Source organism: Gulbenkiania mobilis (assembly GCA_004346645.1).
GTDB lineage: Bacteria > Pseudomonadota > Gammaproteobacteria > Burkholderiales > Chromobacteriaceae > Gulbenkiania > Gulbenkiania mobilis.
This window is the reverse complement of sequence record SMDA01000007.1, coordinates 123229-142405: the sequence shown is the minus strand read 5'-3', so window position 1 is coordinate 142405 and position 19177 is coordinate 123229. Positions and strand designations below refer to the sequence as shown.

Genomic DNA, 19177 nt, shown 5'->3' with positions numbered 1-19177 from the left:
CATATAGCCTAGCCTGAGCGCCGGAAACATCACCTTGCTGAACGTGCCCACATAAATCACCGGCCCATCCTCCGCCAAACCCTGTAATGAAGACACCAGTACGACTCTGCGTACTCAAGGGGATCGATCGTCTCTGAATCGCCCCGGCTTCTCTAGACACTCTTGAGCCGTTGGAAATATTGCTTCTCAAACTCTACCGGCGATAGCCCATTTGCGGAACCATGACGGCGCTTCGGGTTGTAGAACATCTCGATGTAATCGAAGATGTCTCGCCGGGCTTCCTCCCGGTCGTGATAGGTTTTTCGCTTGATGCGCTCCCGCTTCAGCAACTGGAAGAAACTCTCCGCCACGGCATTGTCGTGGCAGTTCCCGCGCCGACTCATGCTGGGCACCAAGCGATGGGCCTTCAAGAAGTCCTGCCAGTCGTAACTACTGAACTGACTCCCCTGGTCGGAATGCACCAGCACCTCCTGCTTGGGCTGACGTCGCCATACCGCCATCAACAGGGCATACAGCACCAGCTCTCTATCGATGCGTGACTGCATCGACCAGCCAATGACCTGTCGCGAGAACAGGTCGAGCACCACAGCTAGGTACAGCCACCCCTCATGCGTGCGGGTATAAGTGATGTCGGTCACCCAGGCTTTATTCGGCGCATCCACAGTGAACTGCCGCTGCAGGTGGTTCGGCGCCACCACTGCCGGGCGGCCACTGTAATGCCCAGGGCGCCGGTGATAGCCCGTCTGCGAGCGCAGCCCCTCCTGCTTCATCAGCCGTGCTACACGGTGTTTACCGCAGCGCTCCCCCTGAGCCTGCAGGTCGTCATACACCTTGCGGTAGCCATAGACACCGCCACTCTCGAGCCAAGCTTGCTTGATTTGCCCCAGCAAGCGCTGGTCTTCGCGGGCGCGGAGTGAATGCGGGGACGCTTTCCAGGCGTAGTAGCCACTGGGATGCACAGACATGACACGACACAGTCGTCGGACGGGAAACTGCTGCTCGTGGGCCCGGATGAAGGCATACCTTACCCGGACTCCTTGGCAAAGTATGCGGCGGCCTTTTTTAGGATGTCGCGTTCCTCGGTCACCCGTTTCAGCTCTGCCTTGAGGTGGCGGATTTCGGCTTGCTGGTCAGCTGATTCGGCCGGTTTGGTCCGCGTGGGGTCGTAGCGTTTCAGCCATTGATACAGGCTGTGGGCAGATACGCCGAGACGGCTGGCGACGTCGGCAACGGGATAGCCGCGTTCAGTGACCTGTTTGACGGCTTCAATCTTGAACTCTTCGGGGAAACGCGGCTTGCTCAGGACACCTCCTTGTAGGGCCTAGTGTGAAGCTCGTGAGGTGTCTAGGAAAGGAGGGGCGATTCACCCTGCGCAGTCACGGATTCCTCCTGAAGAGGGGAAAATGTCAATTTGGTTGCAGTAATGCAACAGCATGGTGGTGGTCAGCAGGGCCGAAAGCCTTGTTTGGCGGACTCTTAAGAAAAATCTTTCTCCCGCAGCAACTTCGGCATGGGCAAGTGATCGGGATCGGCCCATTATTGTCTGACAGTGCAATCGCCTTCTGTATACAATAGTCAATTATGGCTGTGTAGCCTGGATGCCTAACAGGAGTGGATTCATGCAATTCGAGGTTTTTGCCCGTTCGCAAACCCCGCTGCGGGATGCGATTACTGCCGCTTACCGGCGTGATGAACGCGAAGCCGTACAGAGCCTGTTGCCGCAGGCGGCGATGACCCCTGAACAGGTGGCCAGCGTGCAGGATCTGGCGCGACGTCTGGTAGCACAGGTGCGTCGTGAACGTACCCGGGCCAGCGGGGTGGACGCCCTGATGCATGAGTTCTCGCTCTCCAGTCAGGAAGGTATTGCTCTGATGTGTCTGGCAGAAGCACTGCTGCGCATCCCGGACCGTGAGACCGCAGACAAGCTGATCCGTGACAAGATTGCCGGCGGTGACTGGAAAGCCCACTTGGGTAACAGTTCTTCGCTCTTCGTCAACGCTGCAGCCTGGGGGCTGTTGGTGACAGGCAAGCTCGTCGGCTCGCACAGTGCCCAAGGTCTGTCGGCGGCCTTGACGCGCATGATCGCCAAGGGTGGTGAACCGCTGATCCGCAAGGGTGTGGACATGGCGATGCGCATGCTGGGCAAGCAGTTTGTGACCGGCGAGACGATTGAGGAGGCGCTGGCCAACGGCAGGGAACGTGAAAGCCGCGGCTACCGCTTTAGCTACGACATGCTGGGCGAAGCGGCCATGACCGAAGAGGACGCCCAGCGTTACCTGCGCGATTACGAGGTTGCCATCCATGCCATCGGCAAGGAATCCAATGGTCGTGGCGTCTACGATGGCCCCGGCATCTCGGTGAAGCTTTCCGCGATTCATCCGCGCTACGCCCGGATGAAGCACGAACGCATGATGGGCGAACTCCTGCCGCGCCTGAAGGGCCTGTTCATGTTGGCCAAGCAGTACGACATCGGCCTGAACATCGACGCGGAAGAGGCAGACCGTCTTGAGATTTCGCTCGACCTGATCGAGGCTCTGGCCAACGACCCTGACCTGGCCGGCTTCAAAGGGATCGGTATTGTCGTGCAGGCTTATCAGAAGCGCTGCCCGTACGTGATCGATTTCCTGATTGACTTGGCACGTCGCACGGGCCATCGCTTTATGGTGCGTTTGGTGAAGGGCGCTTACTGGGATGCCGAAATCAAGCGCGCCCAAGTGGATGGCCTGCCGGGGTATCCGGTGTATACCCGTAAGGTATATACCGACGTGTCGTACCTTGCTTGTGCCAAGCGCCTTCTGGCTGCGCAGGATGCGATCTATCCGCAGTTCGCCACGCACAACGCCTACAGCCTGTCGGCCATCTATACCTTGGCTGCCGGCAAGGACTATGAATTCCAGTGCCTGCATGGCATGGGCGAGACGTTGTACGACCAAGTGGTCGGCGCCTCCAAGCTGGGCAAGGCCTGCCGGATCTATGCCCCGGTGGGCTCGCATGAAACGCTGCTGGCCTACCTTGTGCGGCGTCTGCTGGAGAACGGGGCAAACAGTTCCTTCGTGAACCGCATCGTGGATGAAGCGGTTTCGATCGACGAACTCGTTGCCGATCCGGTGGCCGAGGCTGCCCGCTACCAGGGCGAACCGCACGCCAAGATTGCGCTGCCGCTGCAGTTGTATGGCACTGACCGTCCCAATTCGCGGGGCATCGATCTCTCCAGCGAGCATGAGCTGGCTCGCCTGCAGGAAGGCCTGATGGCCTCTGAAAAGCAGCTGTGGACTGCGGCCCCGATGCTGGGTGACGGCGACATTACTGAACGTGCCGGTCTGGAGGTAACCAACCCTGCCAACCGTCATGACGTGGTGGGTACGGTGATCGAGGCTACCGAGGCCGATGTGAGCCGCGCGCTGGCGATTGCCGAGCAGGCGGCCGACCGTTGGGCCGCCACCCCCGTTGCTGATCGTGCCGCTTGCCTCGAGCGCATGGCCGACCTGATGGAAGCGCATATGCCGACCCTGATGGGCCTGGCGGTGCGGGAGGCGGGCAAAACGCTGAACAATGCGATTGCCGAGGTACGCGAGGCGGTAGACTTCTGCCGCTATTACGGCAGCCAGATCCGTCGCGAGTTCGACAATGCCACCCACCGCCCACTGGGCCCGGTGGTGTGTATCAGCCCGTGGAACTTCCCGCTGGCAATCTTCATTGGCGAGGTGACCGCCGCCCTCGCGGCCGGCAACCCGGTGCTGGCCAAGCCGGCTGAACAGACGAGCCTGATTGCTGCCTATGCGGTACGTCTGCTGCACGAGGCCGGTGTGCCGCGTGAAGTGCTGCAGCTGCTCCCGGGTCGTGGCGAAGTGGTCGGTGCGGCCCTGACGCGTGATCCGCGCGTAAAAGGGGTGATCTTCACCGGTTCCACCGAAGTGGCACAAATCATCAACCGCACCTTGGCCGAACGTGGCGGCGACATCCCGCTGGTAGCCGAGACGGGTGGACAGAATGCCATGGTGGTGGACAGCTCGGCCCTGCCGGAACAGGTGGTGGCCGATGTGCTGTCCTCAGCCTTCGACTCTGCCGGTCAGCGTTGCTCGGCGTTGCGGGTGCTGTACCTGCAATCGGACATCGCCGACAAGGTCATCCGCATGCTCAAGGGCGCGATGGACGAACTGGCGGTTGGCAACCCTGCCCGTTTCACGGTGGATGTTGGCCCGGTGATCGATGGCGAGGCGCGCAAGAACCTGATCGACCACATCGAGCGCATGAAGGACCGTGCCCGCTGGACCTATCAAGCCGCGCTGGGCGCCGACTGCGAGAACGGTACCTTCGTACCGCCGACCATGTTCGAGATCGATTCGTTGAAGGATCTGCAGCGTGAAGTGTTTGGCCCGGTGCTGCACGTGCTGCGCTTCGATGCCAGCGAGCTGGACCGCGTGATCGACGAGATCAACAGTACCGGCTTCGGCCTGACCCACGGCATCCACAGCCGGATCGACGAAACCATCGATACGCTGGTAGCCCGGGTGAAGGTGGGCAACATCTACGTCAACCGCAACATCGTCGGTGCAGTGGTGGGCGTGCAGCCCTTTGGCGGCGAAGGCAAGTCTGGTACCGGTCCTAAGGCTGGAGGCCCCTTCTATCTTTACCGCATGACCCGCGCAGGCTGGGCGCCGCGCCTCACTCTGTCGGAAGCGGGAGCGGACCTTCAAGTGTTGGAGCGGGTGTCCACCCGCCTGACGACGCTGGGTCTGCCAGGCGAAAGTGCCAACCAGCTGCAGGCACTGGCGCAGAGTGCGCGTCACCACAGCCCGCTGGCCGGCTACGTGAGCCTGCCGGGCCCGACTGGGGAGCGTAACACCCTGCACTTCGCACCGCGTGGACACGTGGGCTGCGTGGGCGGCTCGGTTGCTGATCTGGTAGCGCAACTGATCGCGGTGCTGGCCACTGGCAACCTGCCGGTGATGGAGGATGCCGCCAACGGGCGCCTGCTGGCCGAGAAACTGCCGGAAGCGGGTATTCGCCTCGTCAACGACATGGCACAGGCTGATGTTTCGGCTGTGCTGTTTGCCGGCACTGCCGATCAGGCCGATTCACTCCGCCGCCGTCTGGCCGCGCGTGACGGTTTGCTGGTCCAGCTGGTGCTGGCAGAAGAGGGCGCTTACAACCTGCATCGCCTGGTGGTGGAGCGCGCAGTCAGCGTGAACACCACAGCGGCAGGGGGTAATGCAAGCCTGATGAGCATCGGCGACTAAGCCGAGCTTGTCAGACGCTGGCGCCATTGGAATAATGCGCGCCAGCGTTGTTGCAAAACGTAGGAGACACCGGCTCAAGGACGGGTCGGGTGGGATTCACCCCAAGTACAAAATAGAGGATAAATGATGCGCTTTACTCAGTTGAAAACGGTATCGCTGGCGGTTGCTGCCGCTCTGGCCCTGGCTGCCTGCGGTAACAAGGAAGGCGGCGCTGCCGACGCTTCCGGTGCTTCTGCCGAAGCAGCCGGCGGCAACGTGGTGAAACTCGGTTTTGCAGCGCCGCTGACCGGCCCGCAAGCCCACTACGGCGAAGAGTACAAGAACGGTGTGACCCTGGCGATCGAAGACGCCAACGCCGAGAAGCCGGTGATCGACGGCAAGCCGGTCAGCTTCGAGCTGGTGGCCGAAGACGACCAGGCCGACCCCAAGACCGCTACCCAGATCGCCCAGAAGTTCGTGGACGCCAAGGTAAGCGGCATCATCGGTCACTTCAACTCGGGCACCTCGATCCCGGCCTCGAAGATCTACTCCGACGCCAACCTGCCGCAGATCGCCATGGCGACCGCACCGCAGTTCACCCAGCAGGGCTTCAAGACCACCTTCCGCTCCATGACCTCCGACACCCAGCAGGGTTCGGTGATGGGTAAGTTCGTGGTCGAGAAACTGGGCGCCAAGCGCATCGTTATCGTTGACGACCGCACAGCCTATGGCCAGGGTCTGGCCGACGAGTTCGAGAAGTCCGTAAAGGCTGCCGGCGGTGAAGTGGTGAAGCGTGAGTTCACCACCGACAAGGCCACCGACTTTGCAGCGATCCTGACCTCGATCAAGGGTGCCAATCCGGACATCATCTTCTACGGTGGCGCCGACGCACAGTCCGCTCCGATGGCCAAGCAGATGAAGCGTCTGGGCATCAAGGCTCCGCTGGTTTCGGGCGAGATGACCAAGACCCCGACCTTCCTGAAGCTGGCTGGCAAGGAGGCCGACGGTTCGATCGCCTCGCTGGCTGGTCTGCCGCTGGAGCAGATGCCCAAAGGCCCGGACTATGCCCAGCGCTACAAGGCACGCTTCAACATGGACGTGGCCACCTACTCGCCCTACGGTTATGACGCCACCCGTGCCATGATCCAGGCGATGAAGGAAGCCAACTCCACCGATCCGACCAAGTACCTGCCGGTGCTGGCCAAGATCAACTACTCGGGTGTGACCTCGTCCTCGTGGGCCTACGACGACAAGGGCGACCTGAAGGATGGTGGCATCACCGTCTACAAGGTGGTGAACGGCGAGTGGACCGTCATGGAAACCGTTGGTGGCCGTGCAGCTGCACCGGCTGCTGCTGCCTCCGCTCCGGCTGCCTCGGCGGCCCAGTAAGCTGCAGGATTTGGCTTTGACGGCGCAGACGATGTCTGCGCCGTTTTTGTTTGCTCAGGCAGTAGTGGCTGTCGGTTTGAAGGAGCCCCTAAGATGACCCCTTCCCCTTGTGTCGGGATCTGCAGGCTGGATGCAGGCGGCCGCGTGTGTACCGGCTGTGGACGCAGCCTGGAAGAGATCGCCGCCTGGAGCGGCATGACCGAGGCCGAGCGTCTGGCGGTCTGGACAAGGTTGGCCGAAGCCAGCCGGGCTGAGGGCGGCAGTGTCTGTGCACAATGCGGTAAACGTTTTGCCTGTGGCAGTGGCGGACCGGAGGGCACGTGCTGGTGTGCGGCCTACCCAAGTATTGCGGTACCAGCCGATCTTGTCGGTTGCCTTTGTCCTGGGTGCCTGGCCGCGTATAGCCCAGCGAAGGCAGGAATGTAGCGAAAAAACACACCTCCCGTGCTTTCCAGACATGCTGCTGTGCTGAATCCTGTGCGGCTGAATCCGCCTACTGTCATTAAGCGGTAAAAATTACTTAAGTCTTTAATTTTATTTGTATTTTTTGCGGCAAAAAGGTTGTGAGGCGAGGGGCCCTTCCCCTACAATGGTCTGACTTTCCCGGCAGGCCAGCTTCTGAAATCTGATGTTCGAGCCCGCCCGCGGCTGCACCCCCTAACGGTCAGCAGCGCCCGGAAGGTCCAGACGGAACAATGAAGGGCAGCCCTGGCTGCCTGGCACACGGATGACTTCTTTTTCAGGCTGAACGACATGAAACTGCTGGGTGTGACTCTTGAGACGCCGAACGGGCGCAACCTTCTCAATGCCGCTTCCGCTGCCGTGCTGGTGGCTCTGGTGGTGTTCGTGGCTTCCTCCAACCTGACGCTCGCCAAGTCGGACATTCAAGTGGCGACCTGCGGCGTGCTCGGTGTTCTGGTGGCGCGCATCTACGGCGTGGCCATGGAGCGTCATGGCTGGCGCGGAACGGTGATCTCGATGGCGTTCGGCGCTCTCTTCTACGGGCTGGGCCTGGGCATCAAGGCCCTGTTCTGATTGGTCTGCCCTCCATACACAAGCCCGCCTCAGGCGGGCTTTTGCGTTTCTGCTTCCCGGGTGTTTCGGCCAACCTTGCTCAGAAAGCGCAAAACCCGGCAGTAGGCCGGGTTTTGCGATCAGGCAGTCGTAGGCAGAATCAGGCTTCGGGCACGTTCATCGCGTTGATGCTGAAGCCGGCGTCCACATAGGTGATCTCGCCGGTGATGCCGGAGGAGAGATCCGACAGCAGGAAGGCGGCAGTGTTGCCTACCTCCTCGGTCGTAACGTTGCGGCGCAGGCACGACTGACCGGCAGCCATGTTCAGCAGCTTGGAGAAGCCCGAGATGCCTGCGGCGGCCAGGGTCTTGATCGGCCCGGCGGAAATGCCGTTGACGCGGATGCCGTCCTTGCCCAGGCTGGCGGCCATGAAGCGCACCGAGGCCTCCAGACTGGCCTTGGCCAGACCCATCACGTTGTAGTTGGGAATGGCGCGCACGGCACCCAGGTACGAGAGCGTCAGCAGCGCGCCATTGCGGCCCTGCATCATCGGGCGCGCAGCCTTGGCCAAGGCCGGGAAGCTGTAGGCAGAGACCTCGTGGGCCGTTTGGAACGCTTCGCGACTGATCGCATCGAGGAAGTCCCCTTCCAGCGCTTCGCGCGGGGCGAACGCGATGGCGTGCACCAAACCATCGAGGCCGTCCCATTCCTTGCCCAGGTCGGCAAACAGCTGGTTGATCTCATCATCGCTTTGCACGTCACAGCGGAATACCAGCTGGCTGCCGAATTCGGCGGCCATTTCACGAACACGGTCTTCCAGCTTGTCCACCACGTAGGTGAAGGCCAGCTCCGCGCCTTCGCGGTGACAGGCCTGGGCGATGCCGTACGCGATCGAGCGATTGGAGATCATGCCGGTAATCAGGATTTTTTTGCCTTGCAGGAAGCCCATCTTGAGTCCTTCTGGTAGAAACAGGCTGGCATTATACCCAATGCCCCCGCAACCGGAACCCGACGGATTGTCGGACACCCTCCCTTGTGACAAAAACGGTATGATCGGACGCGATCGTTCGTCCCCTTAGACTCTGCAGACTGCCCGAGGAGTGCATGATCCGCTTCCTAGTTCTCCTGTTGGTGGGGCTGGCTGCGCTGGTGGCCCTTCCCGCCCGGTCCGCCCCAGCCATTGCCCTCGGTTATGTTCCGCGCTATCAGGCGGGCTTTTCCCATTTCGATTATGTGAACCCCGACGCGCCCAAGGGTGGGCAGTTGGTCTTGCCGGCTACCGGCAGCTTCGACACGCTCAACCCTTTCACGCTCAAGGGCGACAAAGAGGCTGGGGTGTCTCTCCTGACCCTGGACACGCTGCTGGCGCAGTCGGAGGACGAGCCGTTTTCCCTTTATGGCCTGTTGGCCGAAGATGTGGTGCTGGCTCCGGACGGTCTGTCAGTCATTTTTCGACTCAATCCGAAGGCACGTTTCGTCAACGGCGATCCGGTGACGGCAGCGGATGTGGTGGCTTCCTTCCGCACCCTGACGACCGACCGCACCGCCACTCCGCTCTACCGGGTGTACTGGGCGGATGTGGCCGAGGCGGCCGCCCTGAACAGCCGCACGGTGCGCTTCACCTTCAAGCGGCGCAATGCGGAGCTGCATCTCATCCTGGGGCAACTGCCGGTGTTCTCGCGCAAATGGATTCCGCCCGGTAGGACGCTCGCCGACGTGGCCACCACCCCGCCCATCGGGTCCGGCCCCTACGTCCTGGAGAGCTGGGCCGCAGGCCGCTATGCCCGCTATCGCCGCAATCCGGCGTACTGGGCCGTCACATTGCCAGTGCGGCGCGGCATGTACAACTTCGATCACATCACCTTTCGTTACTATCAGGACACTACCGCCCGGCTGGAGGCCTTCAAGGCAGGCGAGTTCGACCTCATCGAGGAGAACACGGCCAAGGACTGGGCGCGCGGTTACAACGGGCCCAGGTTCCGGGATGGGCGTATCCTGCGCCGCACTCTGCCGCACGAGAACAGTGCCGGCATGCAAGGCTTCGTGTTCAACCTGCGCCGGCCCCTGTTTGCCGACCGGCGGGTACGGCAGGCCCTGTCGCTGGCATTCGACTTCGAATGGGCCAATCGCCAGCTTTTCTACAACCAGTACCGACGCAGCGACAGCTACTTTACCAACAGCGAGATGGCAGCCCGCGGTCTGCCCACGCAGGAGGAGATGAAGCTGCTGGCTCCGCTGCGAGCACGGCTGGATCCGGCCGTGTTCGGCGAAGCAGTGCTTCCCCCAGACAGCGCCGGGCCTTACGGACTGCGCAACAACCTCAAGCGTGCACGCAGCCTGTTGTTCGAGGCTGGGTGGCGCTACGAGGGCGGGCGCCTTGTCGATCGGAATGGTCGGCCGTTCGTGTTCGAATTCCTCAGCTTCAGTCGCAGTTACGAGCGAATCGTCTCGGTATGGCAGCGCAACCTGGCCCGGCTGGGCATCACCCTCAACGTGCGCGTGGTGGACCCGGCCATCTACCAGCGGCGCATGGACCGGTTCGAGTACGACTCCACCGTGGTGGTCTACGGGGCCAGCCAGAGCCCTGGCAACGAACAGCTCGACTTCCACAGCTGTGAGGCGGCGCGCACACCCGGCAGCCGTAACTGGGCCGGGCTGTGCGATCCGGCGGTGGAGAGCCTGCTGCAGCACTTCCTGCATTTCGAGAGCCGCACCGAGCTGGTGGCTGCCAGCCGGGCGCTGGACCGGGTGCTGCGTGCCGGCCATTACGTGGTGCCCAACTGGTATCTGCCGTATCACCGCGTGGCGTGGTGGAACCGCTTCGGCCAACCTGCGCGTACGCCGCGTTACTACCCCATCGCCACCTACTGGGCGCTGGAAACCTGGTGGGCCTTGCCTGGGAAGGAGCAACGATGATCTGGCGCTACCTGCTGGGCCGCCTGCTGCTGATGGTACCCACCCTGATTGGTGTGCTGGCGGTCACCTTCCTCATCATTCAGTTCGTGCCGGGCGGCCCGGTGGAGCAGATGGTGCAGCAACTGACCCATGCCGGCGTGGCGGGCGAAGCGGCCACCGCCCAATCGGGGGCTCTGCGCGGTAGCCAGGGGCTGTCCCCGGATGAGGTGGCCGCACTGGCCCAGCTGTATGGTTTTGACCGGCCACCGCTACAGCGTTTTGCCGACATGCTGCTGCGCTTCGCGCGGTTCGATCTGGGCGAGAGCTTTTACCACCACCAGTCGGTCGGTGCGCTGATCCTGGAGAAACTGCCCGTCTCGATGACACTGGGCCTGTGGACCTTTTTCATTACCTATCTGGTTTCGCTGCCGCTGGGTATCCGCAAGGCCGTGCGTGATGGCAGCCCCTTCGATGTTGCCACCAGCAGTGCGCTCCTGGTGGGCTATGCCATTCCCGGGTTCGTGCTAGGGCTGGCGCTCCTGGTGCTGTTCGGCGGGGGCAGCTTCTGGCAGCTGTTTCCGCTGCGCGGCCTCACCAGCGAGAACTGGGCGCAGCTCTCTTTCGGCGGAAAACTCGTGGATTACCTGTGGCACATCACGCTGCCGGTCACCGCTTCGGTGGTGGGCAACTTGGCCGTGATGACGCTACTGACCAAAAACGTGTTCCTAGAGGAGATCCGCCGGCAGTATGTGTACACCGCCCGGGCCAAGGGGCTGTCGGAGCGGGCCATCCTGTATCGGCATGTGCTGCGCAATGCGATGATCCCGCTGATCACCGGGTTTCCTGCCGCCTTCATCGGGGCCTTCTTCACCGGCAGCCTGCTGATCGAGACCCTGTTCTCGCTAGACGGCCTCGGGCTGCTGTCGTATGAATCGGTGATCCGGCGCGACTACCCGGTAGTGATGGGGACGCTGTACGTATTCACCCTGCTGGGGCTGGTGGCCAAGCTGCTGTCCGACCTGGCCTATCTCTGGGCGGACCCGCGCGTCAGCTTCGAGGGGAGGCCGCGATGAGCGTATCGCCTGCACGCCGTGCCTGGCTGCGTTTTCGTGCACACCGTCGTGGGTATCTCAGCCTGTGGATCTTTGGGGTGCTATTCGCCTTGTCGCTCTGTGCCGAGGTGCTCTCCAACGACCGACCGCTGGTGGTGCGCTATCAGGGCCACTGGTATTTCCCGGTGGTGGCCGACTACAACGAGACCACATTCGGCGGCGATTTCGACACGCCGGCGGACTATCTGGACCCTTACATCGCCGCGCGGCTCAGTCTACCCGGCAATTTTGCCATCTATCCGCCCAACCGCTACGGCCACAACACCATCAACTACTTCGCGTCATCCCCCAATCCGGCGCCGCCGTCTTCGGCCAACCTGCTTGGCACCGACGACCGTGGCCGCGACCTTTTGGCACGGCTGGTGTACGGCTTCCGGCTGTCGGTTCTGTTCGGGCTGGCGCTGACTATCGTTGGAACGGTGATCGGCATGCTGGTGGGAGCGCTGCAGGGCTATCTGGGTGGTCGGGTAGACCTCTTTACCCAGCGCTTTCTGGAAATATGGGGCAGCCTGCCGGAGCTTTACCTGCTGATCATCCTGGCCTCGCTGTTCACGCCCAGCCTTGGCCTTCTGTTGGTGCTGCTGTCGCTGTTCGGATGGATGGGGCTGGCCGACTACGTGCGGGCAGAGGTGTTGCGCAACCGGCAGATGGAGTACGTGCTGGCCGCCCGTGCGCTGGGGCTGACAGGCCGGCAGATCGTGTGGCGGCATATCCTGCCCAACAGCCTGACTCCGGTAGTGGCCTTCCTGCCCTTCCGGCTGTCTGGGGCTGTGCTGGCGCTGACCAGCCTGGACTTTCTTGGGCTTGGCGTACCTGCCGAAACCCCGAGCCTGGGCGAACTTCTGGCTCAGGGCAAGGACAATCTGGATGCCTGGTGGATCGCACTCTCCAGCTTTTCCGTGCTGACGCTGCTGCTGTTGCTGTTGATCTTCATCGGGGAAGGCCTGCGCGCCGCCCTCGACACACGCAAGGGGTGAAATGGAACCGTTGCTGCAAGTTGAGGGGCTGGGCATTACCTTTGGTGCCAGCCGCGTCGTGGAGGAAGTGACCTTCTCGCTGATGCCGGGCGAGAAGCTGGCGCTGGTGGGGGAGTCGGGCTCCGGCAAGAGCGTCACCGCGCAGGCCCTGCTGCGGCTGCAGCCGGACGCAACGGTCAGCGGCTCGGTCCGCTTTGCCGGTCAATCCCTGACCAGCCTGGGTGAGGACGCCCTGCGGCGTATTCGCGGGCGGGATATCGCCATGATCTTTCAGGAGCCAATGAGCGCGCTCAACCCGGTGATGACGGTGGGACGGCAGATTGGCGAGGTGCTGACGCTGCACCGGGGGCTGCCCCGTCGTGCTGCGCGCGACGAGGCCATTCGGCTGCTGGGCCGCACCGGCCTTGACCGGCCCGAGGAGCGGGTGGATGCGTATCCCTTCCAGCTCTCTGGGGGGCAGCGGCAACGAGCCATGATCGCGATGGCGCTGGCGTGCCAGCCCCGCCTGCTGATCGCCGACGAGCCCACGACCGCGCTCGATGTCACCGTGCAGGCGCAAATCCTGGCCCTCCTGGAAACGCTGCAGCGCGAAACCGGGATGGCGGTGCTTTTCATCACTCACGACCTCAACCTGGTGCGGCGCTTTGCCGACCGGGTGGCCGTGATGTCGGAAGGGCGTATCGTCGAAACCGGGCCGGTACAACAGGTCTTCGGCCAACCTGCGCATCCCTACACCTGCACGCTCTTGGCCAGCCGCCCCGAACCGCTGGTGGAGGCCGGCACAGCGGCCCCCCCCGTGCGCCTGGAGGCCCGGGGGATACGGGTATCCTTTCGCCAGCGCGCCGGCTGGTTTCGGACGCGCTTCCAGACCGTCCTGCACGATGTGGATCTGCTCATTCCCGCCGGACGCACGCTCGGCGTGGTCGGGGAGTCCGGCTCCGGCAAGACCACGCTGGGTCTGGCTGTCACACGGCTGATCGACGCCCAAGGCACGGTCGCGCTGGACGGTGAGCCCCTCTTCTCCCTCAAGGGTGAGGCGTTGCGGCGCATGCGGCGGCATTTCCAGGTGGTGTTTCAGGATCCGTTCGCAGCCCTGTCACCGCGCATGACGGTGGCGCAGATCGTGGGCGAGGGGCTGGCCCAGCATTTTCCGGGGCAGGACCTGGCTACGCGTCAGGCGGCCGTGGCCGAAGCCTTGGCCGAAGTCGGCCTTCCAGCGAGCGCGATGGAGCGTTATCCGCACGAATTTTCCGGTGGGCAGCGTCAACGCATCGCTATTGCCCGGGCGCTGGTGGTTCGGCCCCGGCTGATCGTTTTCGACGAGCCGACCAGTGCGTTGGACGCCACCTTGCAAAAGCAGGTATTGAAATTGCTGGTGGCGCTGCAGGAAAGGCACGGGCTGAGCTATCTCTTTATCAGCCATGACTTGGCCGTCATCCGTGCCGTGGCACATGAAGTGCTGGTGCTGCGGGCAGGGCAGGTGGTGGAACAGGGCCCCACGGCGCAGCTTTTTGCCGCCCCGCGCGACCCGTACACGCGCACGCTGTTGGCGGCGGCGCTGGGCGAGGCGGATTAGGCGGTCAGGGTTGCCCCTCGGGTGTGCGCTTGCTACCATCGAAGCCATCCCAAGCCACCTGTCAAAAAGAACACCGAGAGGATGTAGCAATGAGCGACCTGATTCACCACGTAACCGACGATTCCTTCGAAGCCGATGTCCTGAAGGCCGAAGGCCCCGTTCTGGTCGATTACTGGGCCGAGTGGTGTGGCCCGTGCAAGATGATTGCGCCGATTCTGGACGAAGTGGCCAAGGAGTACGAAGGCCGCCTGAAAGTGGTGAAACTTAACATCGACCAGAACGAACAGACCCCGCCGAAGTTCGGCATCCGCGGCATCCCGACGCTGATGATGTTCAAGGACGGCAACGTCGTGGCCACCAAGGTGGGCGCGTTGGCCAAGAGCCAGCTGACTGCCTTCATTGACAGCCATATCTGAAGCGTTTATCCTGCCGGGCATTCTTCTGTAAAGCGGGCGGCAGTCAGCCGCCCGTTCCGTATCCGCACCACACCCTCTTTTTTGCTTCCCGCTAATCCGTATTTCGAGTCGATAAACGGCTGCCATGCATCTTTCTGATCTGAAACACCTCCACGTCACCGAACTTGTCGAGATGGCCATCGCCAACGAGATCGACGGTGCAAACCGCCTGCGCAAGCAGGACCTGATCTTTGCCCTGCTGAAAAACCAGGCCAAGAAAGGCGAAAGCATTTTCGGCGAAGGGACGCTGGAAGTGTTGCCGGATGGCTTCGGCTTCTTGCGCAGCCCGGATACCTCGTATCTGGCCGGCCCGGACGACATCTACGTCAGTCCCAGCCAGATCCGCCGGTTCAACCTGCACACCGGCGACTCGATCGAAGGCGAGATCCGCACGCCGAAAGAGGGCGAGCGCTACTTTGCCCTCGTGAAGGTGGACAAGGTCAACGGCGAGCCGCCGGAGAACGCCAAGCACAAGATCCTGTTCGAGAACCTGACTCCGCTCTTCCCTACCGAGCAGTTCAAGCTTGAGCGGGAGATTCGGGCTGAAGAAAACATCACCGGCCGGATCATCGACCTGATCGCGCCCATCGGCAAAGGGCAGCGTGCCCTGCTGGTCGCGCCGCCCAAGTCTGGCAAAACGGTGATGCTGCAGAACATCGCGCACGCCATCACCGCCAACCATCCTGAAGCGGTGCTCATCGTGCTGCTGATCGACGAGCGTCCGGAAGAAGTAACCGAAATGCTGCGTTCGGTGAAGGGCGAGGTGGTGTCCTCCACGTTCGACGAGCCGGCCACACGCCACGTGCAGGTGGCCGATATGGTGATCGAAAAGGCCAAGCGCCTCGTGGAACACAAGAAGGATGTGGTGATCCTGCTCGATTCCATCACCCGTCTGGCCCGCGCCTACAACACCGTAGTGCCTGCATCCGGCAAGGTGCTGACCGGTGGCGTGGACTCCAATGCCCTGCAGCGGCCCAAACGCTTCTTCGGAGCGGCCCGCAATGTGGAGGAGGGCGGTAGCCTCACCATTATCGCCACTGCGCTGATCGACACCGGCAGCCGCATGGACGACGTGATCTATGAAGAATTCAAGGGCACCGGCAACTGCGAGATCCACCTGGACCGCCGCATGGCCGAAAAGCGCATCTTCCCGGCGATCAACATCAATCGCTCGGGCACGCGCCGCGAAGAACTACTGATCCCCCAGGAACAGCTGCAGCGCATCTGGGTGCTGCGCAAGCTGCTCTATCCGATGGACGACATCGAAGCGATGGAATTCCTGCAGGACAAGATCAGGGCGACGAAGTCGAATCTGGCCTTCTTCGATTCGATGCGCCGCTAAGGGACGGAATAACGTCCGACGCGCCAGGCCGCCCGGTCTGGCGTTTTTTTATGCTTGCTGGAAGAACGATGATTGATCCGAGCCGTTTCGCGCTGATGGAATGGTTTGCGGTGATCGGTACGATCGCCTTTACCCTGTCCGGTTATCTCCTCGGCGTGCGTAAGCACCTGGACCTGCTGGGCATCACTATCGTGGCGCTGCTGACCGCCATTGGCGGCGGGGTGATCCGCGACGTGCTGGTCAGCCGCGTGCCGGTGGTGTTTTACGAATACAACGCCCTGGCGGTGATCGCTGGGACACTGTTCTGTGCCTGGGCTCTGCGCCTGCACCGCCGCGAGAATACTACCTTCGGCCGACTGTTCATCGTGGCCGATTCGATCGGGCTGGTGGCTTTCAGCATGACCGGCGCACAGGTGGGGCTGATGTTCGACCTTAATGCTTTCGGCGTGGTGCTGCTCGGCTTCGTGACGGCGGTAGGCGGCGGGGTGGTGCGCGACATGATGGTGAATGACATTCCCTTTATCCTGCACGAGGACTTCTACGGCACGGTGTCCATTCTGGTGGCCGCCGGACTTTTCATTCTCGATCAGGGAGCATGGGTGAACGTGGTCAGCCTGCACCTTCTGTTTGCCGGGGGGCTGGCCATCCGGCTGCTGGCGCACTGGCAGGAGCTGGCCCTGCCCAAATTGGGACGGCAAAGCGATGCGGACGCCTGAGTCCTGGCCTGCCCAGCCCGAGGCGGCCCTCTGCTGGCTGACGACAAGGTTGGCCGAAGCACGGCGCTCCGGTCAGCCCGGCGGCTTTGATCGACCCTTGCCCGGGCATGTGCTGCGGGAGGCGGCGGTGCTGGTGCCGTTGGTGTGGCATCCCCAAGGGCCGACAGTCCTGCTGACGCGCCGCACCGATGCGCTGCCCACCCATGCCGGGCAGGTCAGTTTTCCGGGTGGCAAGATCGATCCCACCGATGACGGCCCCGTGGCTGCCGCGCTGCGCGAAGCGCGTGAGGAAATCGGGTTGGCCGAAGACTGCGTACAGGTGGCTGGGGAAATGGCGCCTTATGTCACCTTGACGGGTTTTCGCATCACGCCGGTGGTTGGCCTGCTGTTGCCGCCGCTGGCACTGAGTGCCGAACCCGGGGAAGTGGCAGATATCTTCGAGGTGGCGCTCGACCACGTGGTGGATCTGGCAGCCTACCGCCAGCACGTCTACGAGCGTGAGGGCGTGACCGGACATTACTATTCACTACCACATGCCCGGCACTTCATCTGGGGCGCCACGGCTGCGATGCTGCGTCAGCTCGCGGCAGTGCTGCATGCCCCTCAGGCTTCTTCCTGAGAAAGCAGTAGCCGGTCCCGACCGGACACCTTGGCTTCATAGAGCAGCTTGTCGGCCCGCATCAGCATCGAGGACGGCGTGTCGCCCGGATGCCAGTCGGTCAGCCCACCGCTGAAGGTGACGCGGCGCTCGGTGAAGGGCAGCACGGTCTCGGCCAGGCGCTGGCGGATACGCTCCATCACCGTGTAGGCATCGCGCAGTCGGGTGCAGGGAAAGATGATCAGGAACTCCTCGCCCCCGATGCGGGCACCGGTATCGCTCTGGCGGATGGCATCGCGGATTTCGTTGCCCACCAGCAGCAGCACGTTGTCACCGGCCTGGTGCCCGTACCGGTCGTTGAAGCGCTTGAAGTGATCGATGTCGAAGACTGCCACCGTCAGCCGCTGGCCGTAGCGTTCGCAGCGGACGATTTCGTCCCGCAGTACCTGATCCGCATGGCGCCGGTTGTATAGCCGGGTCAGCGGGTCGGTGATCGCCATTTCCTCCAGCAGGCGGTTCTTTTCTTCCAGTTCGTTTTCCAAGGCCTTGCGCTGGCTCAGGTCGAACAGACCCACCAGCGTGGCCGGCTGTTCGTGGTGCAACGCAGGCTGCAGCGATACCATCACCCACAGGGTGCTCTGGTCCTCGCGTACGATCTCCACCTCACGGTCACGCACCATCTCCCCTGTGCGCACCCAGGCATCCACAGGGGGTAACACGAAAGGCAGATCCATCACCTGGCTGTCCCTCGCACCGTCCCGTCCCGGCAGATGCAGCATGGTGCGTGCAGGGGTGTTTGCATAAAGGATGCGACCGTTCTGGTTGGACACCAGCAGCAGGGCCACCGGTGCGGTGTCAAGTGCGAGTCGTGCCCGCTCTTCCCCTTCACGGATGCGGCGCGCGCTCTCCAGAAGCTGTTCGGTCTGCCGCAGGTTGGCCAGATGTGCCCGCAGCGCCAGCCAGGTCAGCACGCAGATCAGCAGCCAGCCCATGAAATAGGACACCGCCCGCAAGGGCAGGTCCCGGGCCAGGTCGTTGGCATCGATGCCAGTTACCAGCACCAGCGGATAGTTACCGACGGGCTGGACGCTGTAGAAGCGCTCCCGGCCGTCGATCAGCGACGGGCCCACGAAGAGCAGAGTGTTGTCATGCCGCTCGAAGACTTGGGCGGGGCGCATCACGCCCTCGAGGCGGCGCAGTTCGATGGCCCGCCGGGGCCAAGCTGCCAGGATGGTCTGGCTCTGATCGAGCAGTAGCGTTTCACCATGCGCACCAGGAAGGTTGCGGTCCAGGTCGTTCTGAAGCGCCACGCGCCGGATGTGGCTGAGCGCAAGGCCGATGGTCTCGCCTGAGGCAGTGTGGACCCGGATGGCCTGCACCAGTTCCGGCCCCTGCGGCCCTTGGCTGACGGCGGTGAACGGAGCTTGCCCGGTGGCAGCCCGGTGCAGCCAGCGGCAGACATCGGTGCGCGGTGGCATGTCCGCGCTGTGGCTGCTGGCCGCGATCGGGCGACAGTCCAGGTTTAGAATCTCAAGATGTTCGATGAAGGGCAGCCCCTGCAGGCGCGCCGCCAAGTAGCGGGATAGACGCACGCTTTCGGCCCGCGTGGGTTGGCCATCCTGCTGCATCGGCTGCAGCGCCACGCTATCGTGCAGGCCCTGCAGCAATCGTTCGCTCTCGGCCAGCCGTCCTGCGGTGCGCTGTGCCAGCAATTCTCCCAGTTCCCCTGCCCGCAGCCGCGCGTGTTCCCGGCTTTCCTGCCGGGTGTAGTAAAGGTCCTGAAGCAGCATGGCAAGCATCGCCACCACGAACAGCGTGGCAGCCCAGCGAGCATAGCGGGCCGAAGCGGCCAGGCCCTGACGGTGGGGCACGGGTTTGTCCATT

Annotated in this window: 15 protein-coding genes; 12 read left to right on the top strand and 3 right to left on the bottom strand. The window is 62.8% G+C overall.

Features of this window, described 5'->3' with window-relative positions:
- Positions 1–152 precede the first annotated feature (152 nt).
- A protein-coding gene (locus EV669_RS11395) for an IS3 family transposase (protein WP_132098734.1) occupies positions 153–1303 on the bottom strand; the annotation gives its coding sequence in 2 pieces (ribosomal slippage) (positions 153–1057 and positions 1057–1303; 1152 coding nt in all).
- A gap of 316 nt (positions 1304–1619) precedes the next feature.
- Here EV669_RS11395 and putA point away from each other — a divergent pair.
- The 4 genes from putA (at position 1620) to EV669_RS11375 (ending at position 7643) form a co-directional block, all read left to right on the top strand.
- Positions 1620–5240 (top strand): trifunctional transcriptional regulator/proline dehydrogenase/L-glutamate gamma-semialdehyde dehydrogenase, encoded by a 3621-nt coding sequence (putA, locus tag EV669_RS11390; protein WP_132098733.1) that lies wholly within the window; start codon positions 1620–1622, stop codon positions 5238–5240.
- 126 nt (positions 5241–5366) lie between these two features.
- A complete protein-coding gene (locus tag EV669_RS11385) occupies positions 5367–6608 on the top strand; it encodes a branched-chain amino acid ABC transporter substrate-binding protein (RefSeq protein WP_132098741.1) in 1242 nt (413 codons plus the stop codon).
- Positions 6609–6701: 93 nt separating this feature from the next.
- Positions 6702–7034, top strand: a complete 333-nt coding sequence (locus EV669_RS11380) for a DUF1289 domain-containing protein (RefSeq protein WP_072242897.1) — start codon at positions 6702–6704, stop codon at positions 7032–7034.
- 327 nt (positions 7035–7361) lie between these two features.
- Positions 7362–7643 carry a hypothetical protein gene (locus tag EV669_RS11375; protein ID WP_054286875.1) on the top strand — a complete coding sequence of 94 codons (282 nt, stop codon included), beginning with the start codon at positions 7362–7364 and terminating at the stop codon, positions 7641–7643.
- Positions 7644–7782: 139 nt separating this feature from the next.
- On the opposite strand, the gene fabI is transcribed toward EV669_RS11375, so the two are convergent.
- A complete protein-coding gene (gene fabI / locus EV669_RS11370) occupies positions 7783–8571 on the bottom strand; it encodes an enoyl-ACP reductase FabI (RefSeq protein ID WP_054286874.1) in 789 nt (262 codons plus the stop codon).
- Between the two features lie 155 nt (positions 8572–8726).
- Between fabI and EV669_RS11365 the strand changes: the two genes are divergently transcribed.
- The 8 genes from EV669_RS11365 to EV669_RS11330 all read left to right on the top strand — a co-directional run bounded on the left by EV669_RS11365 (position 8727) and on the right by EV669_RS11330 (position 17314).
- Positions 8727–10538 (top strand): extracellular solute-binding protein, encoded by a 1812-nt coding sequence (locus EV669_RS11365; RefSeq protein WP_132098732.1) that lies wholly within the window; start codon positions 8727–8729, stop codon positions 10536–10538.
- Positions 10538–11590: a microcin C ABC transporter permease YejB gene (locus EV669_RS11360; RefSeq protein WP_132098740.1), complete on the top strand. Its 1053-nt coding sequence runs from the start codon at positions 10538–10540 to the stop codon at positions 11588–11590. Before EV669_RS11365 ends, EV669_RS11360 begins: the two co-directional genes overlap by 1 nt.
- Positions 11587–12606, top strand: a complete 1020-nt coding sequence (locus EV669_RS11355) for an ABC transporter permease (protein ID WP_055434321.1) — start codon at positions 11587–11589, stop codon at positions 12604–12606. The genes EV669_RS11360 and EV669_RS11355 overlap by 4 nt, the downstream gene beginning before the upstream one ends.
- Before the next feature lies 1 nt (position 12607).
- On the top strand, positions 12608–14182 hold the full coding sequence (locus EV669_RS11350) for an ABC transporter ATP-binding protein (RefSeq protein WP_132098731.1): 1575 nt from the start codon (positions 12608–12610) through the stop codon (positions 14180–14182).
- Between the two features lie 89 nt (positions 14183–14271).
- Positions 14272–14598, top strand: coding sequence for a thioredoxin TrxA (gene trxA, locus EV669_RS11345; RefSeq protein WP_054286870.1), 327 nt, complete (start codon positions 14272–14274; stop codon positions 14596–14598).
- A gap of 124 nt (positions 14599–14722) precedes the next feature.
- On the top strand, positions 14723–15979 hold the full coding sequence (gene rho / locus EV669_RS11340) for a transcription termination factor Rho (RefSeq protein ID WP_054286869.1): 1257 nt from the start codon (positions 14723–14725) through the stop codon (positions 15977–15979).
- 68 nt (positions 15980–16047) lie between these two features.
- Positions 16048–16695, top strand: a complete 648-nt coding sequence (locus EV669_RS11335; RefSeq protein ID WP_162838305.1) for a trimeric intracellular cation channel family protein — start codon at positions 16048–16050, stop codon at positions 16693–16695.
- On the top strand, positions 16682–17314 hold the full coding sequence (locus EV669_RS11330; RefSeq protein WP_054286868.1) for a CoA pyrophosphatase: 633 nt from the start codon (positions 16682–16684) through the stop codon (positions 17312–17314). Before EV669_RS11335 ends, EV669_RS11330 begins: the two co-directional genes overlap by 14 nt.
- On the opposite strand, the gene EV669_RS11325 is transcribed toward EV669_RS11330, so the two are convergent.
- On the bottom strand, positions 17299–19176 hold the full coding sequence (locus EV669_RS11325; protein ID WP_055434318.1) for a sensor domain-containing diguanylate cyclase: 1878 nt from the start codon (positions 19174–19176) through the stop codon (positions 17299–17301). The two genes, EV669_RS11330 and EV669_RS11325, sit on opposite strands and share 16 nt — an antisense overlap.
- Position 19177: the final 1 nt, after the last annotated feature.

Bases quoted from the DNA above. Each gene is read 5' to 3' on its own strand.
- EV669_RS11380 (WP_072242897.1), top strand. From the start codon at position 6,702: ATGACCCCTTCCCCTTGTGTCGGGATCTGCAGGCTGGATGCAGGCGGC.
- EV669_RS11365 (WP_132098732.1), top strand. From the start codon at position 8,727: ATGATCCGCTTCCTAGTTCTCCTGTTGGTGGGGCTGGCTGCGCTGGTG.
- EV669_RS11335 (WP_162838305.1), top strand. From the start codon at position 16,048: ATGATTGATCCGAGCCGTTTCGCGCTGATGGAATGGTTTGCGGTGATC.
- EV669_RS11355 (WP_055434321.1), top strand. From the start codon at position 11,587: ATGAGCGTATCGCCTGCACGCCGTGCCTGGCTGCGTTTTCGTGCACAC.
- EV669_RS11350 (WP_132098731.1), top strand. From the start codon at position 12,608: ATGGAACCGTTGCTGCAAGTTGAGGGGCTGGGCATTACCTTTGGTGCC.
- rho (WP_054286869.1), top strand. From the start codon at position 14,723: ATGCATCTTTCTGATCTGAAACACCTCCACGTCACCGAACTTGTCGAG.
- EV669_RS11325 (WP_055434318.1), bottom strand. From the start codon at position 19,176: ATGGACAAACCCGTGCCCCACCGTCAGGGCCTGGCCGCTTCGGCCCGC.
- EV669_RS11385 (WP_132098741.1), top strand. From the start codon at position 5,367: ATGCGCTTTACTCAGTTGAAAACGGTATCGCTGGCGGTTGCTGCCGCT.
- fabI (WP_054286874.1), bottom strand. From the start codon at position 8,571: ATGGGCTTCCTGCAAGGCAAAAAAATCCTGATTACCGGCATGATCTCC.
- trxA (WP_054286870.1), top strand. From the start codon at position 14,272: ATGAGCGACCTGATTCACCACGTAACCGACGATTCCTTCGAAGCCGAT.
- EV669_RS11375 (WP_054286875.1), top strand. From the start codon at position 7,362: ATGAAACTGCTGGGTGTGACTCTTGAGACGCCGAACGGGCGCAACCTT.
- EV669_RS11330 (WP_054286868.1), top strand. From the start codon at position 16,682: ATGCGGACGCCTGAGTCCTGGCCTGCCCAGCCCGAGGCGGCCCTCTGC.
- putA (WP_132098733.1), top strand. From the start codon at position 1,620: ATGCAATTCGAGGTTTTTGCCCGTTCGCAAACCCCGCTGCGGGATGCG.